Annotated in this window: 20 protein-coding genes; 12 read left to right on the top strand and 8 right to left on the bottom strand. The window is 63.4% G+C overall.

From position 1 onward, the window contains the following. Positions 1-67 precede the first annotated feature (67 nt). Both ACSQ8Y_RS01785 and lexA read right to left on the bottom strand, forming a co-directional pair. Positions 68-694, bottom strand: coding sequence for a glutathione S-transferase family protein (locus tag ACSQ8Y_RS01785; RefSeq protein ID WP_436264760.1), 627 nt, complete (start codon positions 692-694; stop codon positions 68-70). Between the two features lie 76 nt (positions 695-770). Beyond that, on the bottom strand, positions 771-1,427 hold the full coding sequence (lexA, locus tag ACSQ8Y_RS01790) for a transcriptional repressor LexA (protein WP_436264761.1): 657 nt from the start codon (positions 1,425-1,427) through the stop codon (positions 771-773). Between the two features lie 241 nt (positions 1,428-1,668). Between lexA and rpsF the strand changes: the two genes are divergently transcribed. From rpsF to ACSQ8Y_RS01825, 7 genes are all read left to right on the top strand, one after another. After that, positions 1,669-2,046: a 30S ribosomal protein S6 gene (rpsF, locus tag ACSQ8Y_RS01795; protein ID WP_436264762.1), complete on the top strand. Its 378-nt coding sequence runs from the start codon at positions 1,669-1,671 to the stop codon at positions 2,044-2,046. Between the two features lie 31 nt (positions 2,047-2,077). Continuing rightward, entirely contained in the window at positions 2,078-2,380 is a 303-nt protein-coding gene (gene priB, locus ACSQ8Y_RS01800; protein ID WP_436269727.1) for a primosomal replication protein N, read from the top strand. A gap of 1 nt (position 2,381) precedes the next feature. Next, positions 2,382-2,672 carry a 30S ribosomal protein S18 gene (rpsR, locus tag ACSQ8Y_RS01805; protein WP_008450941.1) on the top strand — a complete coding sequence of 97 codons (291 nt, stop codon included), beginning with the start codon at positions 2,382-2,384 and terminating at the stop codon, positions 2,670-2,672. Between the two features lie 33 nt (positions 2,673-2,705). After that, positions 2,706-3,158, top strand: coding sequence for a 50S ribosomal protein L9 (gene rplI, locus ACSQ8Y_RS01810; RefSeq protein WP_436264763.1), 453 nt, complete (start codon positions 2,706-2,708; stop codon positions 3,156-3,158). Positions 3,159-3,245: 87 nt separating this feature from the next. Beyond that, positions 3,246-4,631, top strand: coding sequence for a replicative DNA helicase (locus tag ACSQ8Y_RS01815; RefSeq protein ID WP_436264764.1), 1,386 nt, complete (start codon positions 3,246-3,248; stop codon positions 4,629-4,631). An 88-nt stretch (positions 4,632-4,719) separates the two neighbouring features. Next, positions 4,720-5,346, top strand: coding sequence for a DUF47 domain-containing protein (locus ACSQ8Y_RS01820; protein ID WP_436264765.1), 627 nt, complete (start codon positions 4,720-4,722; stop codon positions 5,344-5,346). 37 nt (positions 5,347-5,383) lie between these two features. Continuing rightward, entirely contained in the window at positions 5,384-6,394 is a 1,011-nt protein-coding gene (locus ACSQ8Y_RS01825; RefSeq protein WP_436264766.1) for an anion permease, read from the top strand. Positions 6,395-6,463: 69 nt separating this feature from the next. Here ACSQ8Y_RS01825 and ACSQ8Y_RS01830 read toward each other — a convergent pair whose 3' ends face one another. Continuing rightward, positions 6,464-6,730: a BrnA antitoxin family protein gene (locus ACSQ8Y_RS01830; RefSeq protein ID WP_436264767.1), complete on the bottom strand. Its 267-nt coding sequence runs from the start codon at positions 6,728-6,730 to the stop codon at positions 6,464-6,466. After that, the gene (locus ACSQ8Y_RS01835) at positions 6,714-7,013 is read right to left on the bottom strand and encodes a BrnT family toxin (RefSeq protein ID WP_436264768.1); all 300 of its coding nucleotides are present in this window, start codon (positions 7,011-7,013) and stop codon (positions 6,714-6,716) included. The genes ACSQ8Y_RS01830 and ACSQ8Y_RS01835 overlap by 17 nt, the downstream gene beginning before the upstream one ends. An 80-nt stretch (positions 7,014-7,093) precedes the next feature. On the opposite strand from ACSQ8Y_RS01835, the gene ACSQ8Y_RS01840 reads away from it, so the two are divergent. Continuing rightward, the gene (locus ACSQ8Y_RS01840) at positions 7,094-8,086 is read left to right on the top strand and encodes a bile acid:sodium symporter family protein (RefSeq protein ID WP_436264769.1); all 993 of its coding nucleotides are present in this window, start codon (positions 7,094-7,096) and stop codon (positions 8,084-8,086) included. Further along, complete coding sequence (locus ACSQ8Y_RS01845; protein WP_436264770.1) at positions 8,083-8,586, top strand: GNAT family N-acetyltransferase; 504 nt, start codon at positions 8,083-8,085, stop codon at positions 8,584-8,586. Before ACSQ8Y_RS01840 ends, ACSQ8Y_RS01845 begins: the two co-directional genes overlap by 4 nt. 13 nt (positions 8,587-8,599) lie before the next feature. On the opposite strand, the gene ACSQ8Y_RS01850 is transcribed toward ACSQ8Y_RS01845, so the two are convergent. The 4 genes from ACSQ8Y_RS01850 to ACSQ8Y_RS01865 form a co-directional block, all read right to left on the bottom strand. Beyond that, on the bottom strand, positions 8,600-9,079 hold the full coding sequence (locus ACSQ8Y_RS01850; protein ID WP_436264771.1) for a VOC family protein: 480 nt from the start codon (positions 9,077-9,079) through the stop codon (positions 8,600-8,602). A gap of 41 nt (positions 9,080-9,120) precedes the next feature. Then, entirely contained in the window at positions 9,121-10,065 is a 945-nt protein-coding gene (locus ACSQ8Y_RS01855) for a hypothetical protein (RefSeq protein ID WP_436264772.1), read from the bottom strand. 150 nt (positions 10,066-10,215) lie between these two features. Next, positions 10,216-12,576: an ATPase, T2SS/T4P/T4SS family gene (locus tag ACSQ8Y_RS01860; protein WP_436264773.1), complete on the bottom strand. Its 2,361-nt coding sequence runs from the start codon at positions 12,574-12,576 to the stop codon at positions 10,216-10,218. 16 nt (positions 12,577-12,592) lie between these two features. Further along, on the bottom strand, positions 12,593-13,486 hold the full coding sequence (locus ACSQ8Y_RS01865) for an MBL fold metallo-hydrolase (protein ID WP_436264774.1): 894 nt from the start codon (positions 13,484-13,486) through the stop codon (positions 12,593-12,595). Between the two features lie 273 nt (positions 13,487-13,759). Between ACSQ8Y_RS01865 and ACSQ8Y_RS01870 the strand changes: the two genes are divergently transcribed. The 3 genes from ACSQ8Y_RS01870 to ACSQ8Y_RS01880 all read left to right on the top strand — a co-directional run bounded on the left by ACSQ8Y_RS01870 (position 13,760) and on the right by ACSQ8Y_RS01880 (position 18,902). Next, the gene (locus tag ACSQ8Y_RS01870; RefSeq protein ID WP_436264775.1) at positions 13,760-15,418 is read left to right on the top strand and encodes an HD domain-containing phosphohydrolase; all 1,659 of its coding nucleotides are present in this window, start codon (positions 13,760-13,762) and stop codon (positions 15,416-15,418) included. A 13-nt stretch (positions 15,419-15,431) separates the two neighbouring features. Then, on the top strand, positions 15,432-17,699 hold the full coding sequence (locus tag ACSQ8Y_RS01875; RefSeq protein ID WP_436264776.1) for a CHASE2 domain-containing protein: 2,268 nt from the start codon (positions 15,432-15,434) through the stop codon (positions 17,697-17,699). A 156-nt stretch (positions 17,700-17,855) separates the two neighbouring features. Further along, a complete protein-coding gene (locus ACSQ8Y_RS01880; RefSeq protein WP_436264777.1) occupies positions 17,856-18,902 on the top strand; it encodes a ShlB/FhaC/HecB family hemolysin secretion/activation protein in 1,047 nt (348 codons plus the stop codon). Positions 18,903-18,905: the final 3 nt, after the last annotated feature.

The raw sequence follows: 18,905 nt of genomic DNA on the forward strand, positions 1-18,905 counted from the left end.
CTAACCCGCCCTACGGCATAGGCAAGCGCGGCGTAGGGCGGGTTGGGCGGAACGCCGTAACCCGCCATCACCAGGGCTGCGCGCCTTCCATCTGGTACGGATGGCGCCAGCCCGGCAGGGTGGCGATGCGGTCCAGCCATGCCTGCACGCGCGCCGGGTAGCTGACGTTGGCCTGGTCGGCCCAGTACATATAGCCGCAGAGGGAAAAGTCCGCCACGCTGACCTTGTCGTCCAGCAGAAAGGCGCGGCCGTCCGAGAATTCGTCGTCCAGGCGTTCCATGTCGGCGTCGAAGCGCTTGCGGAACCACGGCAGTACCGTGCCGGCGTACGCCGCCGGATCGAATTTCTGCCCGTAGCGCAAGTGCGCCATCGAGAACCCGACGCGGTTCGCTTCCCAGAACAGCCATTCACGCACGCGCTCCAGGCGCTGCTGCGTTTCGCCGCCGTAGGCTTGCAAATATTCAGCCAGGTGCAGCAGGATGGCGTTCGACTGCACATAGGGCTGCCCGTCGTGCACCAGCAGCGGCACTTCGCCGTATTTGGCCAGGCTGCGGAAAGGCTCCGGACGCTCGCCGCGGGCCGCGCGCAAGTCGATCTCCTCGTACGCGTGCGGCACCTGGGCCACTTCCAGGGCCAGCTTCACCTTGTAGCTGTGGCCCGATTCGCAATTGCCGTACAGTTTGAATAGACCCATGCCGCCGCTCCCGACCAAGTAGTTACAAGTAGCTCATGCCAGCTTAGCGTCAGCTTAGTGTCAGCTTAGTGTCAGCTTAGTGCCAGCTGCGCAGCAGACCCACCGCCAGGCCTTCCAGCGCGAACTCCTCGCCTTCCGGATCGACGGTGATGATCTTGAAGTCCGGGTTCTCCGGCAGCAGTTCGACGGTGGCCCCGGTCTTGCGGTAGCGCTTGACGGTCACTTCGTTGCCGATCCGGGCCACGACGATCTGGCCGTTCTTGGCGCTGTCCACCTTTTTCACCGCCAGCAGGTCGCCGTCCATGATGCCGATGTCGCGCATCGATTCGCCGCGCACCTTGAGCAGAAAGTCCGGCTTGGCGGAGAACAGGGCGGGGTCCACGCTGTAGCTCGTTTCCAGGTTTTCCTGGGCCAGGATGGGGGAGCCGGCGGCCACGCGGCCGATCAAAGGCAGCGACATCATGTTCGACATGGTGGCCGCCGCCGCCTGCACCGCCTTGGTGGCGGCCGACTCGGCATGCACGCCCAGCAGGCGGATGCCGCGCGAGGTGCCGGCGGCGATCTCGATGGCGCCCTTGCGCGCCAGCGCCTGCAAGTGTTCCTCGGCGGCGTTGGCCGACTTGAAGCCCAGTTCGTTGGCGATCTCGGCGCGGGTCGGCGGGAAGCCGGTGTTCTCGATGGCATCCTTGATCAGATTAAGGATTTGTTCCTGGCGTGCGGTCAGCTTGATCATGGTGCTTTTTAGCTCTGGGAGCTGTGGATATAGACAGACTGTATTTTTGTACAGTGCGGGCGCTAATGCAAGGAGTTTTGTTGCTGTACGCGAAATATTTTCATTCGGCCGGCCCGAACCGCCTTCCCGGACCGGTTGCTTGATTTTTCAGCGGAAAGGCGCTATAGTCGCGGGCTTACCTCTTCCCACACCCGTCTTGACGCCGGGGTGGGCTATATTCACAGTCCTTAAGGGAGTTTTCATGCGTCACTATGAAATCGTATTTATCGTCCATCCGGACCAAAGCGAGCAAGTGCCCGCGATGATCGAACGTTACAAAGCCAGCGTCTCGACGCGCGGCGGTAACGTGCATCGCGTGGAAGATTGGGGCCGCCGTCAAATGGCTTACTCGATCCAGAAACTGGCTAAAGCACACTACATCTGCATGAACATCGAATGCGACAACGAGACCCTGGTCGAGTTGGAAACCGCCTTCAAATTCAATGATGCCGTTCTGCGTCACCTGACCGTGAAAATGAAGAAAGCGGAAACCGCTCCTTCGCCGATGATGAAGTCGGTACAACGTGAAGACGCGGCCAAGAGCCATCGCGCCGAAGCCCAAGCAGCTGCAACGGCCTAAGGGCCCGGGCAAGTATTGATCAGGAACTGAACTGAACCAGCTGACGGTTACCGCCCTCATCACCGAACGGGACGCAATGCGCTACACGCCCGCCGGTATGCCGATTGTCACTGCAACTTTGCAGCACAGTTCGCAGCAGATGGAAGCCGGTATCGCGCGCTTGACCGAATTTGAAGTCCCGGCCCTTGCGGCGGGCGACCTCGCGAAACGGTTCGGCGACGCCCCTTTGGGTGGCATCTACCAGTTCACAGGATTCCTGGCCAAGAAAAACCGCAATAGCAGAAGCCTGGTGTTTCACATCATTGATTTTAGTTTATTAGATACAGGAGCCTAAAATGGCATTCGGTAAAAAGTTCGACAAAAACAAGCTCAAGCTGAAAGAAAAGCGCAAGCAACAGAATCCTCTGTTCAAACGTAAGAAGTTCTGCCGCTTCACCGCCGCAAACGTTGAGCAAGTGGACTACAAAGACGTAGACACGCTGAAAGATTTCGTCCAGGAAAACGGCAAGATCATGCCAGCACGCCTGACCGGTACCAAGGCGCACTACCAGCGTCAAGTTGACACCGCAATCAAGCGCGCTCGCTATCTGGCACTGCTGCCGTACACCGATCTGCACCACGCTTAATTAGCGCAGTCAGATTAGAAACTGGAGAGAACTATGCAAATCATTCTGTTGGAAAAAGTTGTTAACGTCGGCAACCTGGGCGACGTGGTCAAGGTCAAGGACGGTTACGCACGTAACTTCCTGATCCCGCAAAAGCTGGCCCGCCGCGCCACCACCGCCGCTGTCGCTGAATTCGAAGTCAAGCGCGCCGAACTGGAAAAAGCTGCAGCCGCCAAACTGGCCGCCGCGCAAGCCCAAGGCGAGAAGCTGAACGGCATGACCGTGACCGTGTCGCAAAAAGCGGGTGTTGACGGCCGTCTGTTCGGTTCCGTGACCAACTTCGACATCGCCGAAGCGCTGACCAAGGTTGGTTTCGCGGTTGAAAAGGCTGCCGTGCGCATGCCTAACGGCCCGCTGAAAACCACCGGCGAGCACGCTGTTGCCGTGTCGCTGCACACCGATGTGGTGGTCGACGTGACCGTTGCTGTCGTTGGCGAAGCTGCCTAAAGTTTTGTTGTTGTACACATAGAAAAGCCGGGCTTGCCCGGCTTTTTTATTTTTTGCCCTTGCACCGAAGCAGGTATAATTCGCGCCATGAACACCCCCTCAGATCCACAGGTAGATTCGCTACGCATTCCGCCGCATTCGATCGAAGCAGAACAGTCCGTCATCGGCGGCCTGCTGCGCGACAATGCGGCGTTCGACCGTATCGCGGATTTCATGAATGCCGACGATTTCTACCGTTACGATCACCGCATCATCTTCGAACAAATCGTTCGCCTGATCAACAGCTCCAAGCCGGCCGACGTGCTGACCGTGTTCGAGGCGCTGTCCATGATGGGCAAACAGGACGAGATGGGCGGTATGGCCTATCTGAACGCCATGGCGCAAAACACGCCATCGGCCGCCAACATCCGCCGCTACGCCGAGATCGTCCGCGATCGCGGCATCTTGCGCCAGCTGATCACGGTCGCCGACGAGATCTCCGGCCAGGCCTTCAGCCCGCAAGGCAAGGAGGTCAAGCAGATGCTCGACGAGGCCGAGTCGAAGATCTTCGCCATCGCCGAGCAGGGCGCCCGCGGCGCCCAGGGCTGGCTGCCGGTGCAGCCGCTGCTGACCCAGGTGGTCGAGCGCATCGACGAGCTGTACAGCCGCGACAACTCCAGTGAGATCACGGGCGTGCCGACCGGCTTCATCGACCTCGACCGCATGACCTCGGGCCTGCAGCCGGGCGACCTGGTCATCGTGGCCGGCCGTCCGTCGATGGGCAAGACCGCGTTCTCGGTCAACATCGGCGAGAACGTGGCCATCGAGGCCGGCCTGCCGGTCGCCATCTTCTCGATGGAGATGGGCGGCACCCAGCTGGCCATGCGTATGCTGGGCTCGGTCGGCCTGCTGGACCAGCACCGCCTGCGGACCGGCAAGCTGAACGACGAGGATTGGCCGCGCCTGACCAACGCCATCCAGAAGATGAACGACGCGCAAGTGTTCATCGACGAGACGCCGGCGCTGAACCCGATCGAGATGCGGGCCCGCGCGCGCCGCCTGTCGCGCCAGTGCGGCAAGCTCGGCCTGATTATCGTCGACTACCTGCAGCTGATGCAGGGTAGCAAGGCCGGCGACAACCGGACCGCCGAGATCTCGGAGATTTCGCGTTCGCTCAAAGGCCTGGCCAAGGAATTGCACTGCCCGGTGATCGCGCTGTCGCAGCTGAACCGCTCGCTGGAACAGCGCCCCAACAAGCGTCCGGTGATGTCGGACTTGCGCGAGTCCGGCGCTATCGAGCAGGATGCCGACGTCATCATCTTCCTGTACCGCGACGAGGTCTACAACCCCGATTCGCCCGAGAAGGGCACCGCCGAGATCATTATCGGCAAACAGCGTAACGGCCCGATCGGGGCGATACGCCTGACCTGGATGGGCATGTACACCAAGTTCGGCAACTACTCCGGTGCACTGACGACCTACCAGGGCGACTAAGTTTTACCTTCCCGCAGTACCCGTACTTTTCTGAGGCCGCCGCCTGGCGGCTGCTTGCAGTAACGATGATTCATGATTGGAGATTGAAATGTTTGGACGCTTGATGCCCACCGAGGGCAAATTTTTTGACCTGTTCAACCAGCACGCTGAACTGTGCGTCAAAGGCGCCAAGGAAATGCTGGCCCTGATGACCAACTTCGACGACCTGGAAAACCGTGTGCACGCCATCGAAGGCATCGAGAAACAGGCCGACAAGATCACCTACGCCACGGTGGACATGCTGCACAAGACTTTCATCACGCCGATCGACCGCGACGACATCCACAAGCTGATCACCCGCATGGACGACATCCTGGACCTGATGGAAGACGCCGGCCAGACCGTGTCGCTGTACGACCTGCACTCGGTCACCCCGGAAGCGAAGCGCCTGGCCGAACTGGTGCTGACCTGCACCGAGAAGGTCCGCGACGCCGTGGCCCTGCTGCACAATATGGACAACTCGCGCCAGATCGTCGCCATCTGCGAAGAGATCGACCGCCTGGAATCGGACGCCGACCACGTGATGCGCGCCGCCATGTCCAAGCTGTTCCGCGATGAACCGGACGTGCGCAACCTGATCAAGATGAAGGCCATCTACGAAATCCTCGAAACGGTCACCGACCGCTGCGAAGACGTGGCCAACATCATCGAAGGCATCGTCGTCGAAAACGCGTAAACCGCGCAGTCCTGAAAAGAACCGAAAAGAATAATCCATGCAAACCCTACAAATCAGCATCTATGCGCTGAGCGTGTTGATCTTCCTGGCGCTGGTGTTTGACTTCATGAACGGCTTCCATGACGCCGCCAATGCGATCGCCACCGTGGTGTCCACCGGCGTGCTGAAGCCGCAGACCGCCGTCGCGATGGCCGCCTTCTTCAACTTCGTCGCCATTTTCGTGGTCGGGCTGAAGGTCGCCACCACCATCGGCAAGGGCACCATCGATCCGCACGTGGTCGATCATTATGTGATCTTCGGCGCCCTGGTCGGCGCCATCGTCTGGAACCTGATCACCTGGTACTACGGCATCCCTTCGTCGTCCTCGCACGCCCTGATCGGCGGCCTGGTGGGCGCCGCGGTGGCCAAGGCAGGCACCGGCGCGCTGATCTCCGGCGGCCTCATCAAGACCGTCGTATTCATCGTCATCGCCCCCATGCTGGGCTTCGTGCTGGGCTCGATCATGATGCTGCTGGTGTCGTGGATCTTCGTGCGCTCGACGCCGCGCAAGGTCGACACCTGGTTCCGCCGCCTGCAGCTGGCCTCGGCGGCCGCCTACAGCCTGGGCCACGGCGGCAACGACGCGCAGAAGACCATGGGCATCATCTGGATGCTGCTGATCGCCTCCGGCCACGTGGCCGCGAGCGACGCCGCGCCGCCGATCTGGGTCATCGTGGCCTGCTACGGCGCGATCAGTTTCGGCACCTTGTTCGGCGGCTGGCGCATCGTCAAGACCATGGGCCAGAAGATCACCAAGCTCAAGCCGGTGGGCGGCTTCTGCGCCGAAACCGGCGGCGCCATCACCCTGCTGGCGGCCAGCTTCTGGGGCGTGCCGGTCTCCACCACCCACACCATCACCGGCGCCATCGTCGGCGTGGGTTCGTCGCAGAAGATGTCGGCGGTGCGCTGGGGCGTGGCGGGCAACATCGTATGGGCCTGGATCTTCACCATCCCGGCGTCGGCCTTCGTGGCGGCGATCGCCTGGTGGATTGGCAAGCACATCATGTAAGCAATCCGCTGCGGATGTGAAAATGGGAGCCTCGGCTCCCGAAGAAGGGCGCCTTGTGCGCCCTTCTTCTTATTGGCTGTTCAGTTTTTCCTGCAGCCAGACTTTGATCAGCGACTGGTAAGGCACGTCGCGTGCGTTGGCTGCGGACTTGATGGAGTCAAGCAGATGTTGTGGCAGGCGCAGGGAGATGGTTTGCGTGCTGGGCTTCAGATTGGGCAGCACCGTTTTCTTTGCTTGCGACCAATCCAGATAGTCCGTGCTGTCGTGCGACTCCCAGAACAGACGCTCCTCGGCTTCGCTGGCAAAGGCCGGTACGGTTTTAAGTGCTCGCTTCATAAATTTCGCGCTCCTTCCTATGCATATCGCGTGCCGAGATGACGCGTATCAGCGTGCTGCCGCTGCACAACGTAAAACTGATGTGCAGTCGTCGCCCCGTATGGGATCTCCCCAGCGCATGAAAACGGATTTCCGCGCCGCTATGCTTGGGATCTGCCAACATTAACAAGGGGGTGTTGAAGAAGACTTGCTCGGACTCGGCCATGGTAACCCCATGCTTGTCATTCTTCCGGGCATTGCCTTGATCCCATTCGAAGCCAGTGACGGCGGTCATATCGATCATGACTGTATATTACTGGCATATACAGAAAGTGCAAGGCCGGGAGCCTGCGCTCTCGTCCGCAGCGCTGCTAGAATAGCCGCATGTCCTCCATCCTCGCTCTTTTGCGCCGCCTGCGGCCAGACAATTTCACGCTCGCCTTGCTGCTCACCGTGGCCATCGCCAGCATCCTGCCCAGTTCCGGGCGCGTCGCCATGGCTTTCGGCGGCGTCACCACCGTTGCCATCGGCGCGCTGTTCTTTCTGCACGGCGCCAAGCTGCCGCGCGAAGCCATCATCGCCGGGCTGACGCACTGGCGTTTGCATCTGCTGGTGCTGTGCTGCACCTTCGTACTGTTCCCCTTGCTTGGCCTGCTGATGAGGCCCCTGGCGCTGGCGGTGCTGACGCCGGAGCTCTACCTCGGCATCCTGTTCCTGTGCATGCTGCCATCCACCGTGCAGTCCTCGATCGCCTTCACCGCCATGGGAAGGGGAAATGTGCCGGCCGCCGTATGCAGTGCCTCGGCCTCCAACTTCCTCGGCATCTTCCTCACGCCGCTGCTGGTCAGCGCACTGGTGGTGCAGGGATCGGCCGCCAAGTCCTCGCTGGACGCGGTGCTGTCCATCGTGCTGCAACTGCTGGTGCCCTTCATCGCAGGGCAGCTGATGCGGCCCTGGATAGGGCAGTGGGTCGACCGCCACAAGCCCGCGCTGAAATACGTCGACCAGGGCTCCATCCTGCTGGTGGTCTACACCGCCTTCAGCGAGGCGGTGAATGAAGGCCTGTGGCACAAGATAGGCGCGCCGGCGCTGTTCGCGTTGGCCGTGGTGTGCTGTTTGCTGCTGGCCGTGGTGCTGCTGGCGACGGCGTGGCTCAGCCGCCGCTTCGGTTTCAGCGCGGAGGACGAAGTGACCATCGTGTTCTGCGGCTCGAAGAAGAGCCTGGCCAGCGGCGTGCCGATGGCCAAGGTGCTGTTCGCCACCTCCTCGCTGGGCATGATCATCCTGCCGCTGATGCTGTTCCACCAGATCCAGCTGATGGTGTGCGCCGTGCTGGCCCAGCGCTTCGCGCGCCGCATCGGGGAGGAAGCGCCGTGACGCGCGTGTCGGCGGAAGATCCGGGCGCGGCAGACTCGCTGGAACTGATGGCGGAGTTGTCGGCCGTGCTGGCGGCGATCACCGGCGACAGCGGCCAGTCCTCCTTCGATCCGGAAGATGTGCGCGGCCCCTTGGCCTGTTTCGCGGTTGCCCGCAGCGTTACCACTGCCGACGCCAGCGCAGCAGCAGGCGCAGGGAATGACGCAAGCCTCCCGGCAGGCCAGGCGCTCGGCTGCGGGGCCTTCCGCCCGCTGGAGCAGGGCGTTGCCGAGATCAAGCGCATGTACGCGCGGCCCGGCCATCCCGGCACCGGCAGCGCCATCCTGGCCTTCCTGGAGGCCGAGGCGGCCAGGATGGGCTACCGCGCCCTGCGCCTCTCCACCCGCCGCGTCAATACGCGCGCGGTCGCCTTCTACGAAGCGCGCGGCTACCGCATCATTCCCAATTTCGGCCGCTACACCGCCAAGCCCGAGTCTGTCTGCTTTCAGAAGCTGCTGTAAGCGGACCTGAACTTCAACCGCGCCGGGCCGCTTCGATCTTGGCGATGTCGATTTTCCCCATCTGCATCATCGCCTCGAAAGCGCGCTTGGCCGCTGCCGGATCGGGATCGGTGATCGCCGCAGTCAGGGCGCGCGGCGTGATCTGCCACGACAGGCCCCACTTGTCCTTGCACCAGCCGCATGCGCTTTCCTGGCCGCCGTTGCCGACTATCGCATTCCACAAGCGGTCGGTTTCGGCCTGGTCGTCGGTCGCGATCTGGAAGGAGAAGGCTTCGCTGTGCTTGAACGCCGGGCCGCCGTTCAAGCCGAGACAGGGAATGCCGGCCACGGTGAATTCGACCGTCAGGACGTCGCCCTGCTTGCCGGAGGGATAATCGCCCGGCGAGCGATGAACCGCTGCCACCGCACTGTCCGGTATCGTCTCCGCGTAGAACTGCGCGGCTTCCAATGCGGTGCCGTCGTACCAAAGGCAAATCGTGTTTTTGCTGGTCATATTCGTTCTCCAAGTGGCGTAACGCTGGGGTTGGTTTGAAGCTAGCGGTGGTAGACGATGCGTTCGTCCACCATGTAAAGGCGGCAGGCCCGGCCCGCGTATTCCTGGCACATCTGCAAGGCGCGCTGCTGCGGATCGGTGGGGTAGGCCGGGTTTTCGGGATGCGTGCCGCTGACCGAGACCGAAAAACCGTTGTCTGAAATGGCGAAGGCGCGCGGCACGGGCTTTTTCAGGAACTGGCGGAAGCGCTCCTGCCCCTTGGGCGTCAGGAAGGGTACCGGATCGTCGACGCTGGGCCTGTCGTCGGCCACCGCCACGGCGGTGTCGTCGTTTGGCGGCAGGCGCAGCATGCCGGTGCGCATGGTCTGCAAGCAGGTGTTGGCGCCTATGGCCATTTCGCGCTTCAGGCGCGCTGCCTGGTTCGCCATCAGCTCGTCCTGCGTCGGGGCGCCGTCCTTGCCCGATTCCCGCGAGCACTCCAGGTCCGCCAGCACGCTGCGCGCGGCCACGTCGATCAGGCGCGCCCTGGCGTTATAGATCACGTTGTAGTGCGACCAGTCGGTGGCGAAGTAGCGCGTGCTCCATTGCGTCCGCACGTCGAGCAGGTAGCGTGCCTGGCCGGCCATGGCCGACAGTTCGGACGTGCTGACGGTATCCGCGCTGACCGGCTGCTGCGCCGGCTGCGCGCCGTAGGCCGCCGCCAGCGCCTTGCTCAGCGCCTGCGCCAATTCCGGGGCCGGATCGTGCAGCCCGTTCTGTTCGGCCGCTTTTCCCGCGCCCGACTCCGCGAGGGCGCCAAGCAGGCCGAAGGCCGCCCCGCCGGGCGTCAGCGATTGCAGGTGGGCGGGCGGATGGACCACGTAGGCCACGGTCTGACCGCGCAGCGACTCGGCAGCCTTGGGATCAAGCGGTGTTGGTGTCGGCGTGGCGCCGGCCCGGGCTGCCCAGGCGCATGCGCAGAGGGTAAGGAGGTGTCGAGCTTTCATGCCGTAAACGATAGCATAAAAACAATTTGGTGACATTCCCGTTGATCCGATGCGGGCCGGGCGCGGTTGTTCTTCGGGGAAGCAGGGGAGCCGACCCCGCAAGCTGGATCTCACAAGCCTCGTTGTTCCGTCAGGTCGAGGCCATTTACCTTACTTGATGCACACAGCCCGCACCATCTTGATGTCGGTAATGCCCAGCAGGACCTTTTCGATGCCGTCCATCTTCAAGGTCAGCATGCCGTCCTCGAGCGCTGCGGCCAGCAGCTGGGCCACGCGGGCGTGCTCCTGCAACAGCTTCTTGACCTTGTCGCTGCCTATCATCAGCTCGTGCAGGCCGACGCGGCCGCGATAGCCGCGGTTGCATTCGTCGCAGCCGACCGCACGGTACAGGGTGAACTTGCCGTCCTTGTCGGTGTAGCGCTCGCGCCAGCCGGCCAGCACGGCGGCGCGGCCGGCCTTGGCGTCCTTCTTGAAGCTCTCGGTGTTGAGCAGCTCTTCGCAAAATTCGGTCAGCAGCAGTTCCAGCTCCGCCTCGCTCGGCTGGTAGGCCTGCTTGCAGGTGGAGCACAGCCGCTTGGCCAGGCGCTGCGCCAGGATGCCGAGCAGGGCGTCGGCGAAGTTGAACGGGTCCATGCCCATGTCCAGCAGGCGCACGATCGATTCGGGCGCGCTGTTGGTGTGCAGGGTGGCCAGCACCAGGTGGCCGGTCAGCGACGCTTCGATGCCCATGCCGACCGTTTCCTTGTCGCGCATCTCGCCGACCATGATGATGTCCGGGTCGGCCCGCAGGAAGGCCCGCATCACGGTCGCGAAATCCATCCCGGCCTTGCGGTTGACCTGCACCTGGCGCAGCCCTTTCTGCGTGATCTCGACCGGGTCTTCCGCGGTCCAGATCTTGGTGTCCGGCGTGTTCAGGTAGCTCAGCACCGAATGCAGGGTGGTGGTCTTGCCGGAGCCGGTCGGGCCGCACACGAAGAACAGGCCGTAGGGCTTTTCCACCGTGGCGCGCAGCCGGTCCAGGTTGAAGGGCAGCACGCCCAGCTTGTCGAGCGGGATAGGCTCGCCCGCCGCCAGGATGCGCATGACGATGTCTTCCACGCCGCCGCTGGAGGGAATGGTCGCCACCCGCAGCTCGATATCGAGCGGGCCGTATTTCTTGAACTTGATCTTGCCGTCCTGCGGCTTGCGCTTTTCCGAGATGTCCAGGTCGCACATGATCTTCACGCGCGCCACCAGCGCGCTGCGGTAGCTGGCCGGGATCTCGATGTAGGGCATCAGCGTGCCATCCTTGCGGAAGCGGATGCCGGTCTTGCCTTTGCCCGGCAGCGGTTCGATGTGGATGTCCGACACCCCCTGGCGGTAGGCGTCCACGATGATCTTGTTGACCAGCTTGACCAGTTCGTTCTCGACCGCCTCCGACACCTCGGCGTGGCCGTCGCCTTCCTCGTCGACATGGTCGTCCATGCCCGACAGCAGTTCGCCCACGCTGGAGCTGTCGCCCGCCGCGCCGTAGAACTGGTCCACGGTCTGCTCGAATTCGAGCTTGCTGGTGACGCGGTAGACGATTTTCGCGCGCGGGAAGATCTGGTTGACGATGCGGGTGTTGGCCACCCGCTCCGGATCGATCGTCAGCACCAGCAAGCCTTCCTTGGTCTCTTCCAGCGGCAGCCAGCAGCATTCCTCGATGTACTGGCGCTTCAGGTTCTTCAGCAGGTCGACCGGCCGCACCCGCTCGGACTTGAACGGCTCGTACGGCACTTCATAGAACTTCGACAGCGACTGGCCGATGGCCGGCAGCTTGACGTGCAGCTCCTTGAGCAGGACGTCCTCGACGTCGGTGCCGGCCTTGCGCGCGGTGCGCTTGGCCGTCTCCAGTTCGGTGCCCGAGAGCACGGCGTCGGCCACCAGGCCGTCGTACTTGGTGCGCACGTATTGCGGCGGTTTCATGCGCTGGCTGAGGGCCACCGACAAGGTCTCGCACAGCTCCTTCACGCCGTCCAGGGCGATCTGCGAGAACGGCCCGCCGTCGCGGTTGTTGATGAACTGGATCACGCCCAGCAGTTCCTTGGACTGCACCGCGATCAGCGGCGCCACCAGCATCTCGCGCGTGCGGTAGCCGGTGCGCTGGTCCACTCCGTGCTGGAAGCGCAGTTCGGGGGACAGGCGTTTGAGCTCGGCCTCGTCGTAGACGTCGGCGATGTTGATGGTTTTGTGCGTCAGCGCCACGTAGCCGGCGATGCTGTGCGGCGTGACGGCCAGCTTCAGGTCGCGAAAGGTGGTCAGCCCGGTCTTGACCTTGGAGACGATGTAGTCCTTCTCGTGGTCCATCGCGTACAGCGTGAAGCGGTCGCAGTTGAACAGGTCGCAGAAGTCCATGCCCAGGTCGAGCATGATTTCATCGAGATTGTTGGTGGCGTGGATCTTGGTGGTGACTGCCTGCAGCTTTCTGAAAAACGCCAACCGCAGATCGACTTCGCTGGGTGGGATACGGACTAGGTCGGCGTCGCTCATGTCGCTGTGTTTCCTCTTATAGTTGGACTTCCAGGCCTTCGTACGCCAGGAACACCTCCAGGCCAGGGGGCAGCGGCGCGTGGCGCGCCATCACTTCGGCGAACACCGCTTCCAGTTCGTCGTCGCTGCGGGTCGGTTCGTGGTGGGTGCAGTACAACTGCCTGGCGCCGGCCTTGATCGCCATCGCGAGGGCGGCGTCGAAGGTGCCGTGGCCCCAGCCCTGTTTGGCCGGATACTCTTCGCGCGTGTAGGAGCAGTCGACGATCAGCGCGGTCACGCCGCGCACCTTGTCCTCGATGGCGCGCGCACGTTCCTCGATCTGCAACTGGTAGGCGGCGTGCTCGGGGTGGTCTTCGCTGTAGATGTTGTAGTGCGGTTCGTGGTCGCCGGTGAAGAATACCGATTTGCCGTTGCAGTCGATGCGGTAGCCCAGGTCGATCACCGGGTGGTTCATCATGACGTTCGAGACCACCGCGTCGCCCACCTCGATGGCTTCGTCGACCGCCAGCGTGCGGTATTCGATGGTGGCGTCCATCTGCGTTTCGCTGACCGGGAAATAACTGTTCTGCAGCTGCACCCCCATCACGTGCTCGATGCCGTTGCCGGTGTCCGGGTCGGTGGTGCCGTGCAAACGCACCCGGCTGCCCTTGATGAACAGCGGCGTGAAGAAGGGCAGGCCGTGGATATGGTCCCAGTGGCTGTGGGTGATGAAGATGTTGGCCTGCACCGGGGTTTTTTTCTGGGCGATCAGGGACTGCGCCAGCGCGAACAGGCCGGTGCCGCCGTCGATCACGATCAGGGTGTCGTCGTCGCTGCGCACTTCGATGCAGGTGGTGTTGCCGCCGTAGCGCGCTGTGCGCGGACCCGGGGACGGGATCGAGCCGCGCACCCCCCAAAATTTGAATTTCATGCTCTCTACCCTTAAACCGATCTGAATAGCCGCCCTTCTATTGCAAGTCCTGCATCAAGCATGGTTGAACAAGCAAGTGACGATCACCCTCCGATGATAGCCTTTTTTTCATTAATTCTGGGTCAAAAGTTGCGAATTTGAAGGCCGCGGCCGCCATTCGGCCGCGCTGTGGGCATTTAGGTCTCTTTGATAGCGATAGCAATGTACAGCGGCTTGCACTAGAGCTACACTTCTAACAATTACGCCTGTGCAGCAAATTACCAGAAGAACATCATGCAAGAGTTGAACCATATCCAAATCGCGCAGCGGCTGGACCAACTGACCGAATTGAGCGTGGCGCTGGGCGCCAGCCACGACACGGCGGAGTTGCTGGAGCGCATACTGATGGTCGCCAAAAGCATGACCCACGCAGACGGCGGCACGCTGTACCGCCCGAGCGAGGACGGCCGCAGCCTGTGCTTCCACATCTCGGTCAACGATACGCTGGGCATCCGCCAGGGCGGCGCCCAGGGCGACAAGATCGACATCCCGGCCGTGCCGCTGTTCGACGAGCAGGGCGACAAGAATCTGTCCTCGGTGGCCGCCTACTCGGCCAATTTCCGCCTCTCGGTCAACATCGAGGACGTGTACCAGGCCGACGTGTTCAATTTCTCCGGCATGCGCTCCTTCGACCAGCAGCGCGGCTATCACTCGCAGTCCTTCCTGACCGTGCCGATGAACGACCACGAGGGTGAACTGGTAGGCGTGCTGCAGCTGATCAACGCGAAAGACCCGGCCACCGGCGCCATCCGCGCCTTCTCGCCGACCGACCAGCGCTTCATCGAGGCGCTGGCGGCGCAAGCCGGCGTGGCCATCACCAACCAGCGCCTGATCCAGCAGCTGGAAGACTTGCTGGAAGCGCTGGTCAACCTGATCAACATCGGCATCGACGAAAAATCGCCCTACACCGGCCGCCATTGCCAGTTCGTGCCCGAGCTGACCATGATGCTGGCCGAGGCGGTGCACAATACCGAAAGCGGCCCGCTGGCCGACTTCCGCATGAACGACGGCGACCGCAAGGAGCTGTGGCTGGCCGGCCTGCTGCACGACTGCGGCAAGATCACGACCCCGGTGCACGTGGTGGACAAGGGCACCAAGCTGGAAACCATTTTCGACCGCATCCACATGGTCAGCACCCGCTTCGAGGTGATGATGCGCGATGCCGAGATCCGCGCGCTCAAGGCCAAGCTGGCCGGCGGCGACGCGGCCGCCATCGACGCCGAGCTGGCCGAGGAGCTGGCGCAAATGGAGAACGACCGCCAGTTCCTGCGCATGGCCAACGTGGGCGGCGAGGGCATGAAGCCGGAAGACCAGGAGCGCGTGCGCCAGATCGCCAAGTCCACCTGGACCGGTCCGCGCGTGCAGAAGAAGGAGCCGGGCGCCGAGGAGCCGCCCTTCATCCGCGAAGAGCAGGACTTCCTGACCGCCGAGGAGGTGGAGAACCTGAACATCCGCTTCGGCACGCTGACCGAGCCGGAACGCAAGGAAATCAACAACCACATCTCGGTGACGATACGCATGCTCGAATCGCTGCCGTGGCCCAAGCATTTGCAGAATGTCGCCGAATACGCCGGCGGCCACCACGAGCGCATGGACGGCAAGGGCTATCCGCGCGGGCTGACCAAGGACCAGATGTCGGTGCAGGCGCGGGTGATGGCCATTGCCGACATCTTCGAGGCGCTGACCGCGCGCGACCGGCCGTACAAAAAAGGCAAGATGTTGTCCGAGTCGCTGCGCATCCTGGGCAATTTCAGCCTGAACGGCCACATCGACCCGGACCTGTTCGACATCTTCATCCGAGAGAAGGTCTACCTCGACTTCGCCTATAAGAACGTCGACGAGCGCCAGCTGGACCACGTGGACGAGTCCAAGATCCCCGGCTACACGCCGTAAGCGGGCGGGCCGCGTGCGTTTCGACCTGGGCAAGGCCCTGAAAAAATACGGCGCCCGCTGGGGCCTGGGCCTGGCGCTGTGCACGGCGGCCATCCTGCATGCGGGCAGCGTGCTGCACTTCGACACGCTGGACAGGATGGACACCTTTGTCGCCGGCCTGCGCATGCGGCTGGAGACGCCTGTGCTCGACCCGCGCGTGGTGATCGTCGACATCGACGAGAAGAGCCTGGCCGAAGTGGGGCGCTTCCCGTGGAGCCGCAATGTGATGGCCAAACTGGTCGAGCAGCTCACCGTCAAGTACGAAGTGGCGGCGGTCGGCTTCGACGTTTCCTTCCCCGAGCCCGACACCAGCTCCGGCTACGGCGTGCTGCAAAAGCTGGCGCAGGGCGAACTCAAGGAAGTGGCCGGCCTGGACCGGCAACTGGCGCGCTTGCAGCCTGAACTCGATTACGACGGTCTGCTGGCGAACGCCATCGCCGGCCAGCCGGTGGTGCTGGGCTACAACCTGTCCGGCACCCAGACCAAGGGCGTGCTGCCCAAGCCGGCGTTCACCGAGGACAGCCTGAACGGGCGCACGCTGGACGCCTACCGCGCGCAGGGTTACGAAGGCAACATCGGCCGCCTGCAGGCCGCCGCGCTCAGCGCCGGCATCTTCACCGCCATGCCGGACCGCGACGGCGTGGTGCGCACCACGCCGCTGCTGCAAAAGATCGGCACCGGCTACTACCCTACGCTGTCGCTGGCCACCGCCGCCGTGGCGCTGCAGGCGCGCGCCATCAGTCCGCTGTGGCAGGGCACGGTCGACACGCTGACCGAAGCCGAGCGCAGCAACGGCGGCCTGGACGCCATCGCCCTGTTCCACGCCGAGGGCAATATCCGCATCCCGGTCGGCGAGGGCCTGACCGCCGCCGTGCAGTTCCGCGGCCCGGGCGGACCGAAAGGCGGCGGCTACCGCTACGTGTCCGCCTCCGACGTGCTGCGCGGCACGGTGCCGCCCGCCCAGCTGAACGGCGTCATCGTGCTGGTGGGCACCACCGCGCCAGGCTTGAACGACTTGCGGGCCACGCCGGTCAATGCCGAGTATCCCGGGGTGGAAATTCACGCCAATATGATCAGTTCCATTCTCGACGGCAACTTCAAGTACCGTCCCGACTACGCCATGGCGATCGAGGGCGGGCAACTGCTGGTGCTCGGATTGCTGCTGACGCTGGCGTTGCCCGTGCTGGCGCCGGTCTGGTCCATTGCGCTGTCGCTGCTGGCCATGGGCGCGGCGGCCGGCGCCAACTTCTACATGTACAGCACGCTGGACATCGTCTACAACGTGTCGGCCATGCTGGTGCTGGCGCTGGCGCTGTTCATCCTGAACGTGGCCTGGGGCTACTTCTTCGAGGTGCGGCGCGGGCGCGCGCTGGTGTCGCGCTTCGGCGAATACGTGGCGCCGGAACTGGTGGCCGAGATGGCCGAGAACCCGGAAAAATACAATATGGACGGCGAGAGCCGCGAGCTGACGGTGATGTTCGTCGACGTGCGCGGCTTTACCACCATCTCCGAGGGCCTGACGCCGAAGGCGCTGCGCGAATACATCAACCTCTACCTGACGGCGATGTCGACTGACATCCGCGACAGCCACCGGGGCACGCTGGACAAATACATCGGCGACGCCGTGATGGCCTTCTGGGGCGCGCCGGTGGCCTTCGCCGACCACGCCAGCCGGGGCGTGGCCACCGCGCTGCTGATGCAGGCCAGCGCGCACCGCCTGAACGATGATTTCATCAAGCGCGGCTGGCCCGAGTTGAAAATCGGCATCGGCCTCAATACCGGCCAGATGCACGTGGGCGACATGGGCTCGCAGATCCGCCGCGCCTACACCGTCATGGGCGACGCCGTGAATCTGGGATCGCGACTGGAGGGCATCACCAAGGTGTACGGCGTGGGCATCTGCGTCGGCGAATCCACCCGTGCCGCCGCGCCCGAATTCGCCTACCGGGAACTGGACCTGGTGCGCGTCAAGGGCAAGAACGAACCGGTCGCCATCTTCGAGCCGCTGGCGCTGGCCAAGGATCTGGGCGCTGCCGCGCGCGCAGAATTGGCGCGCTGGACCGAAACGCTGGCGCTGCTGCGCAGCCAGCAGTGGGACGCGGCCGGGGCCGCGCTGGCCGAGCTGCGCGGCCTGGCCCCGGAAAGCGGCTTGTACCAGCTGTACGAGGAGCGCCTCGCGCACTACCGTCACCATCCGCCGGGCCCGGATTGGGACGGCGTGACCACCTTCGACACCAAGTAAGGACCGTGTGGAAATGCTGAAAATGAGCAAAAAAAACGGACGTGGCCGCCAAATCGGACTAAACTGGGAGTAACAACCGTTTCTCTCAGGCTAAGCGTTTCGCTGTCTTATTGTTAATTAGTTGTCGTGTGAACACTGGTTTGACCGGAGGACATCATGAGATGTCGCTTACTGCAACTGCTGGCTGGAGCGGCCTTGGCCGCGACGTCGGGAGCGGCTTACTCCGGCGGCCAGGAAGCGGCGGGCCAGCCTGTGCTGAGCGGTTCGGCCACCGTGGACAACAGCGGAGGCGGCGCGCCGGGCGGCAAGCTGCGCGGCGGTTTGCGGCTCGATTACCGGATACCGGTTTCCGTGCTGGGCGACACGCTGGACCTGTACGGCGGCTACAACGAGGCCGGCGCGGCTTGGGTACGCAACGGCGGGAAAGATAATAACGCGTGGCAGGACGGCGGCCGGGGCGCCATGCTGGGCGCGCGCTACAGCCAGCTGCTGGCCAGGGGCGAGGGCCACGAGTCGCGCCTGAATGTGGGCGCGGGCATCAAGTCGTTCCGGGCCGGCAGCGTGCTCGACGCCGAATCCGGCAACGACGTCACGGTATACCCGTTGAGCCTGAATTACAGCGGCAATTGGCTGTTCGACAAGGGTGAGCTGAGCGGTTCGGTGACGGTGTTGCACAACCTCGGCGGTGCGCGCAGCGGCCAGGACGACTTCAACCGGGCACGCCCGGGCGCGGACGCCAATTACAGCGTGCTGCGGCTGGCGGCCGGCATGACCAAGCTGCTGCCCCGCGATTTCCAGATGCGGGCGGCGGTCAACGGGCAGTACACGCGCGACAAGCTGGTGCCGGGCGAGCAGATCGGCATCGCCGGCGGCGCGCTGGTGCGCGGTTTCAGCGCGCGCGACCTGTCCAACGACAGCGGCCTGACCGCCAATGTCGAGCTGTACTCGCCGGAACTGTGCGGCCTGGACGCGCGCTGGCGCTGCCGCGCGCTGGTGTTTTATGACAAGGGGCTGATCAAGCACAACCGCGAACTGGGAGGCGAGTTGCGCGCGAAGTCGATCGGCAGCGTGGGCGTGGGCCTGCGCGTCAAACTCTCCCGCGACGTCAATCTGCAGGTGGACTACGGTCACGTGGTGCGCTCCAGCCTGGTGCCGCAACAGGATAAAAATCGTCTGCATCTCAGGGTGGACCTGAGTTGGTGACAA

Origin of the sequence: Pseudoduganella sp. LjRoot289 (assembly GCF_964252925.1) — a bacterium.
Lineage (GTDB): Bacteria > Pseudomonadota > Gammaproteobacteria > Burkholderiales > Burkholderiaceae_D > Rugamonas.

Excerpts from the sequence above, each read along its gene's own strand:
- ACSQ8Y_RS01785 (WP_436264760.1), bottom strand. The coding sequence starts at position 694 with ATGGGTCTATTCAAACTGTACGGCAATTGCGAATCGGGCCACAGCTAC.
- lexA (WP_436264761.1), bottom strand. The coding sequence starts at position 1,427 with ATGATCAAGCTGACCGCACGCCAGGAACAAATCCTTAATCTGATCAAG.
- rpsF (WP_436264762.1), top strand. The coding sequence starts at position 1,669 with ATGCGTCACTATGAAATCGTATTTATCGTCCATCCGGACCAAAGCGAG.
- rpsR (WP_008450941.1), top strand. The coding sequence starts at position 2,382 with ATGGCATTCGGTAAAAAGTTCGACAAAAACAAGCTCAAGCTGAAAGAA.
- rplI (WP_436264763.1), top strand. The coding sequence starts at position 2,706 with ATGCAAATCATTCTGTTGGAAAAAGTTGTTAACGTCGGCAACCTGGGC.
- ACSQ8Y_RS01815 (WP_436264764.1), top strand. The coding sequence starts at position 3,246 with ATGAACACCCCCTCAGATCCACAGGTAGATTCGCTACGCATTCCGCCG.
- ACSQ8Y_RS01820 (WP_436264765.1), top strand. The coding sequence starts at position 4,720 with ATGTTTGGACGCTTGATGCCCACCGAGGGCAAATTTTTTGACCTGTTC.
- ACSQ8Y_RS01825 (WP_436264766.1), top strand. The coding sequence starts at position 5,384 with ATGCAAACCCTACAAATCAGCATCTATGCGCTGAGCGTGTTGATCTTC.
- ACSQ8Y_RS01830 (WP_436264767.1), bottom strand. The coding sequence starts at position 6,730 with ATGAAGCGAGCACTTAAAACCGTACCGGCCTTTGCCAGCGAAGCCGAG.
- ACSQ8Y_RS01835 (WP_436264768.1), bottom strand. The coding sequence starts at position 7,013 with ATGATCGATATGACCGCCGTCACTGGCTTCGAATGGGATCAAGGCAAT.
- ACSQ8Y_RS01840 (WP_436264769.1), top strand. The coding sequence starts at position 7,094 with ATGTCCTCCATCCTCGCTCTTTTGCGCCGCCTGCGGCCAGACAATTTC.
- ACSQ8Y_RS01850 (WP_436264771.1), bottom strand. The coding sequence starts at position 9,079 with ATGACCAGCAAAAACACGATTTGCCTTTGGTACGACGGCACCGCATTG.
- ACSQ8Y_RS01855 (WP_436264772.1), bottom strand. The coding sequence starts at position 10,065 with ATGAAAGCTCGACACCTCCTTACCCTCTGCGCATGCGCCTGGGCAGCC.
- ACSQ8Y_RS01860 (WP_436264773.1), bottom strand. The coding sequence starts at position 12,576 with ATGAGCGACGCCGACCTAGTCCGTATCCCACCCAGCGAAGTCGATCTG.
- ACSQ8Y_RS01865 (WP_436264774.1), bottom strand. The coding sequence starts at position 13,486 with ATGAAATTCAAATTTTGGGGGGTGCGCGGCTCGATCCCGTCCCCGGGT.
- ACSQ8Y_RS01870 (WP_436264775.1), top strand. The coding sequence starts at position 13,760 with ATGCAAGAGTTGAACCATATCCAAATCGCGCAGCGGCTGGACCAACTG.
- ACSQ8Y_RS01880 (WP_436264777.1), top strand. The coding sequence starts at position 17,856 with ATGAGATGTCGCTTACTGCAACTGCTGGCTGGAGCGGCCTTGGCCGCG.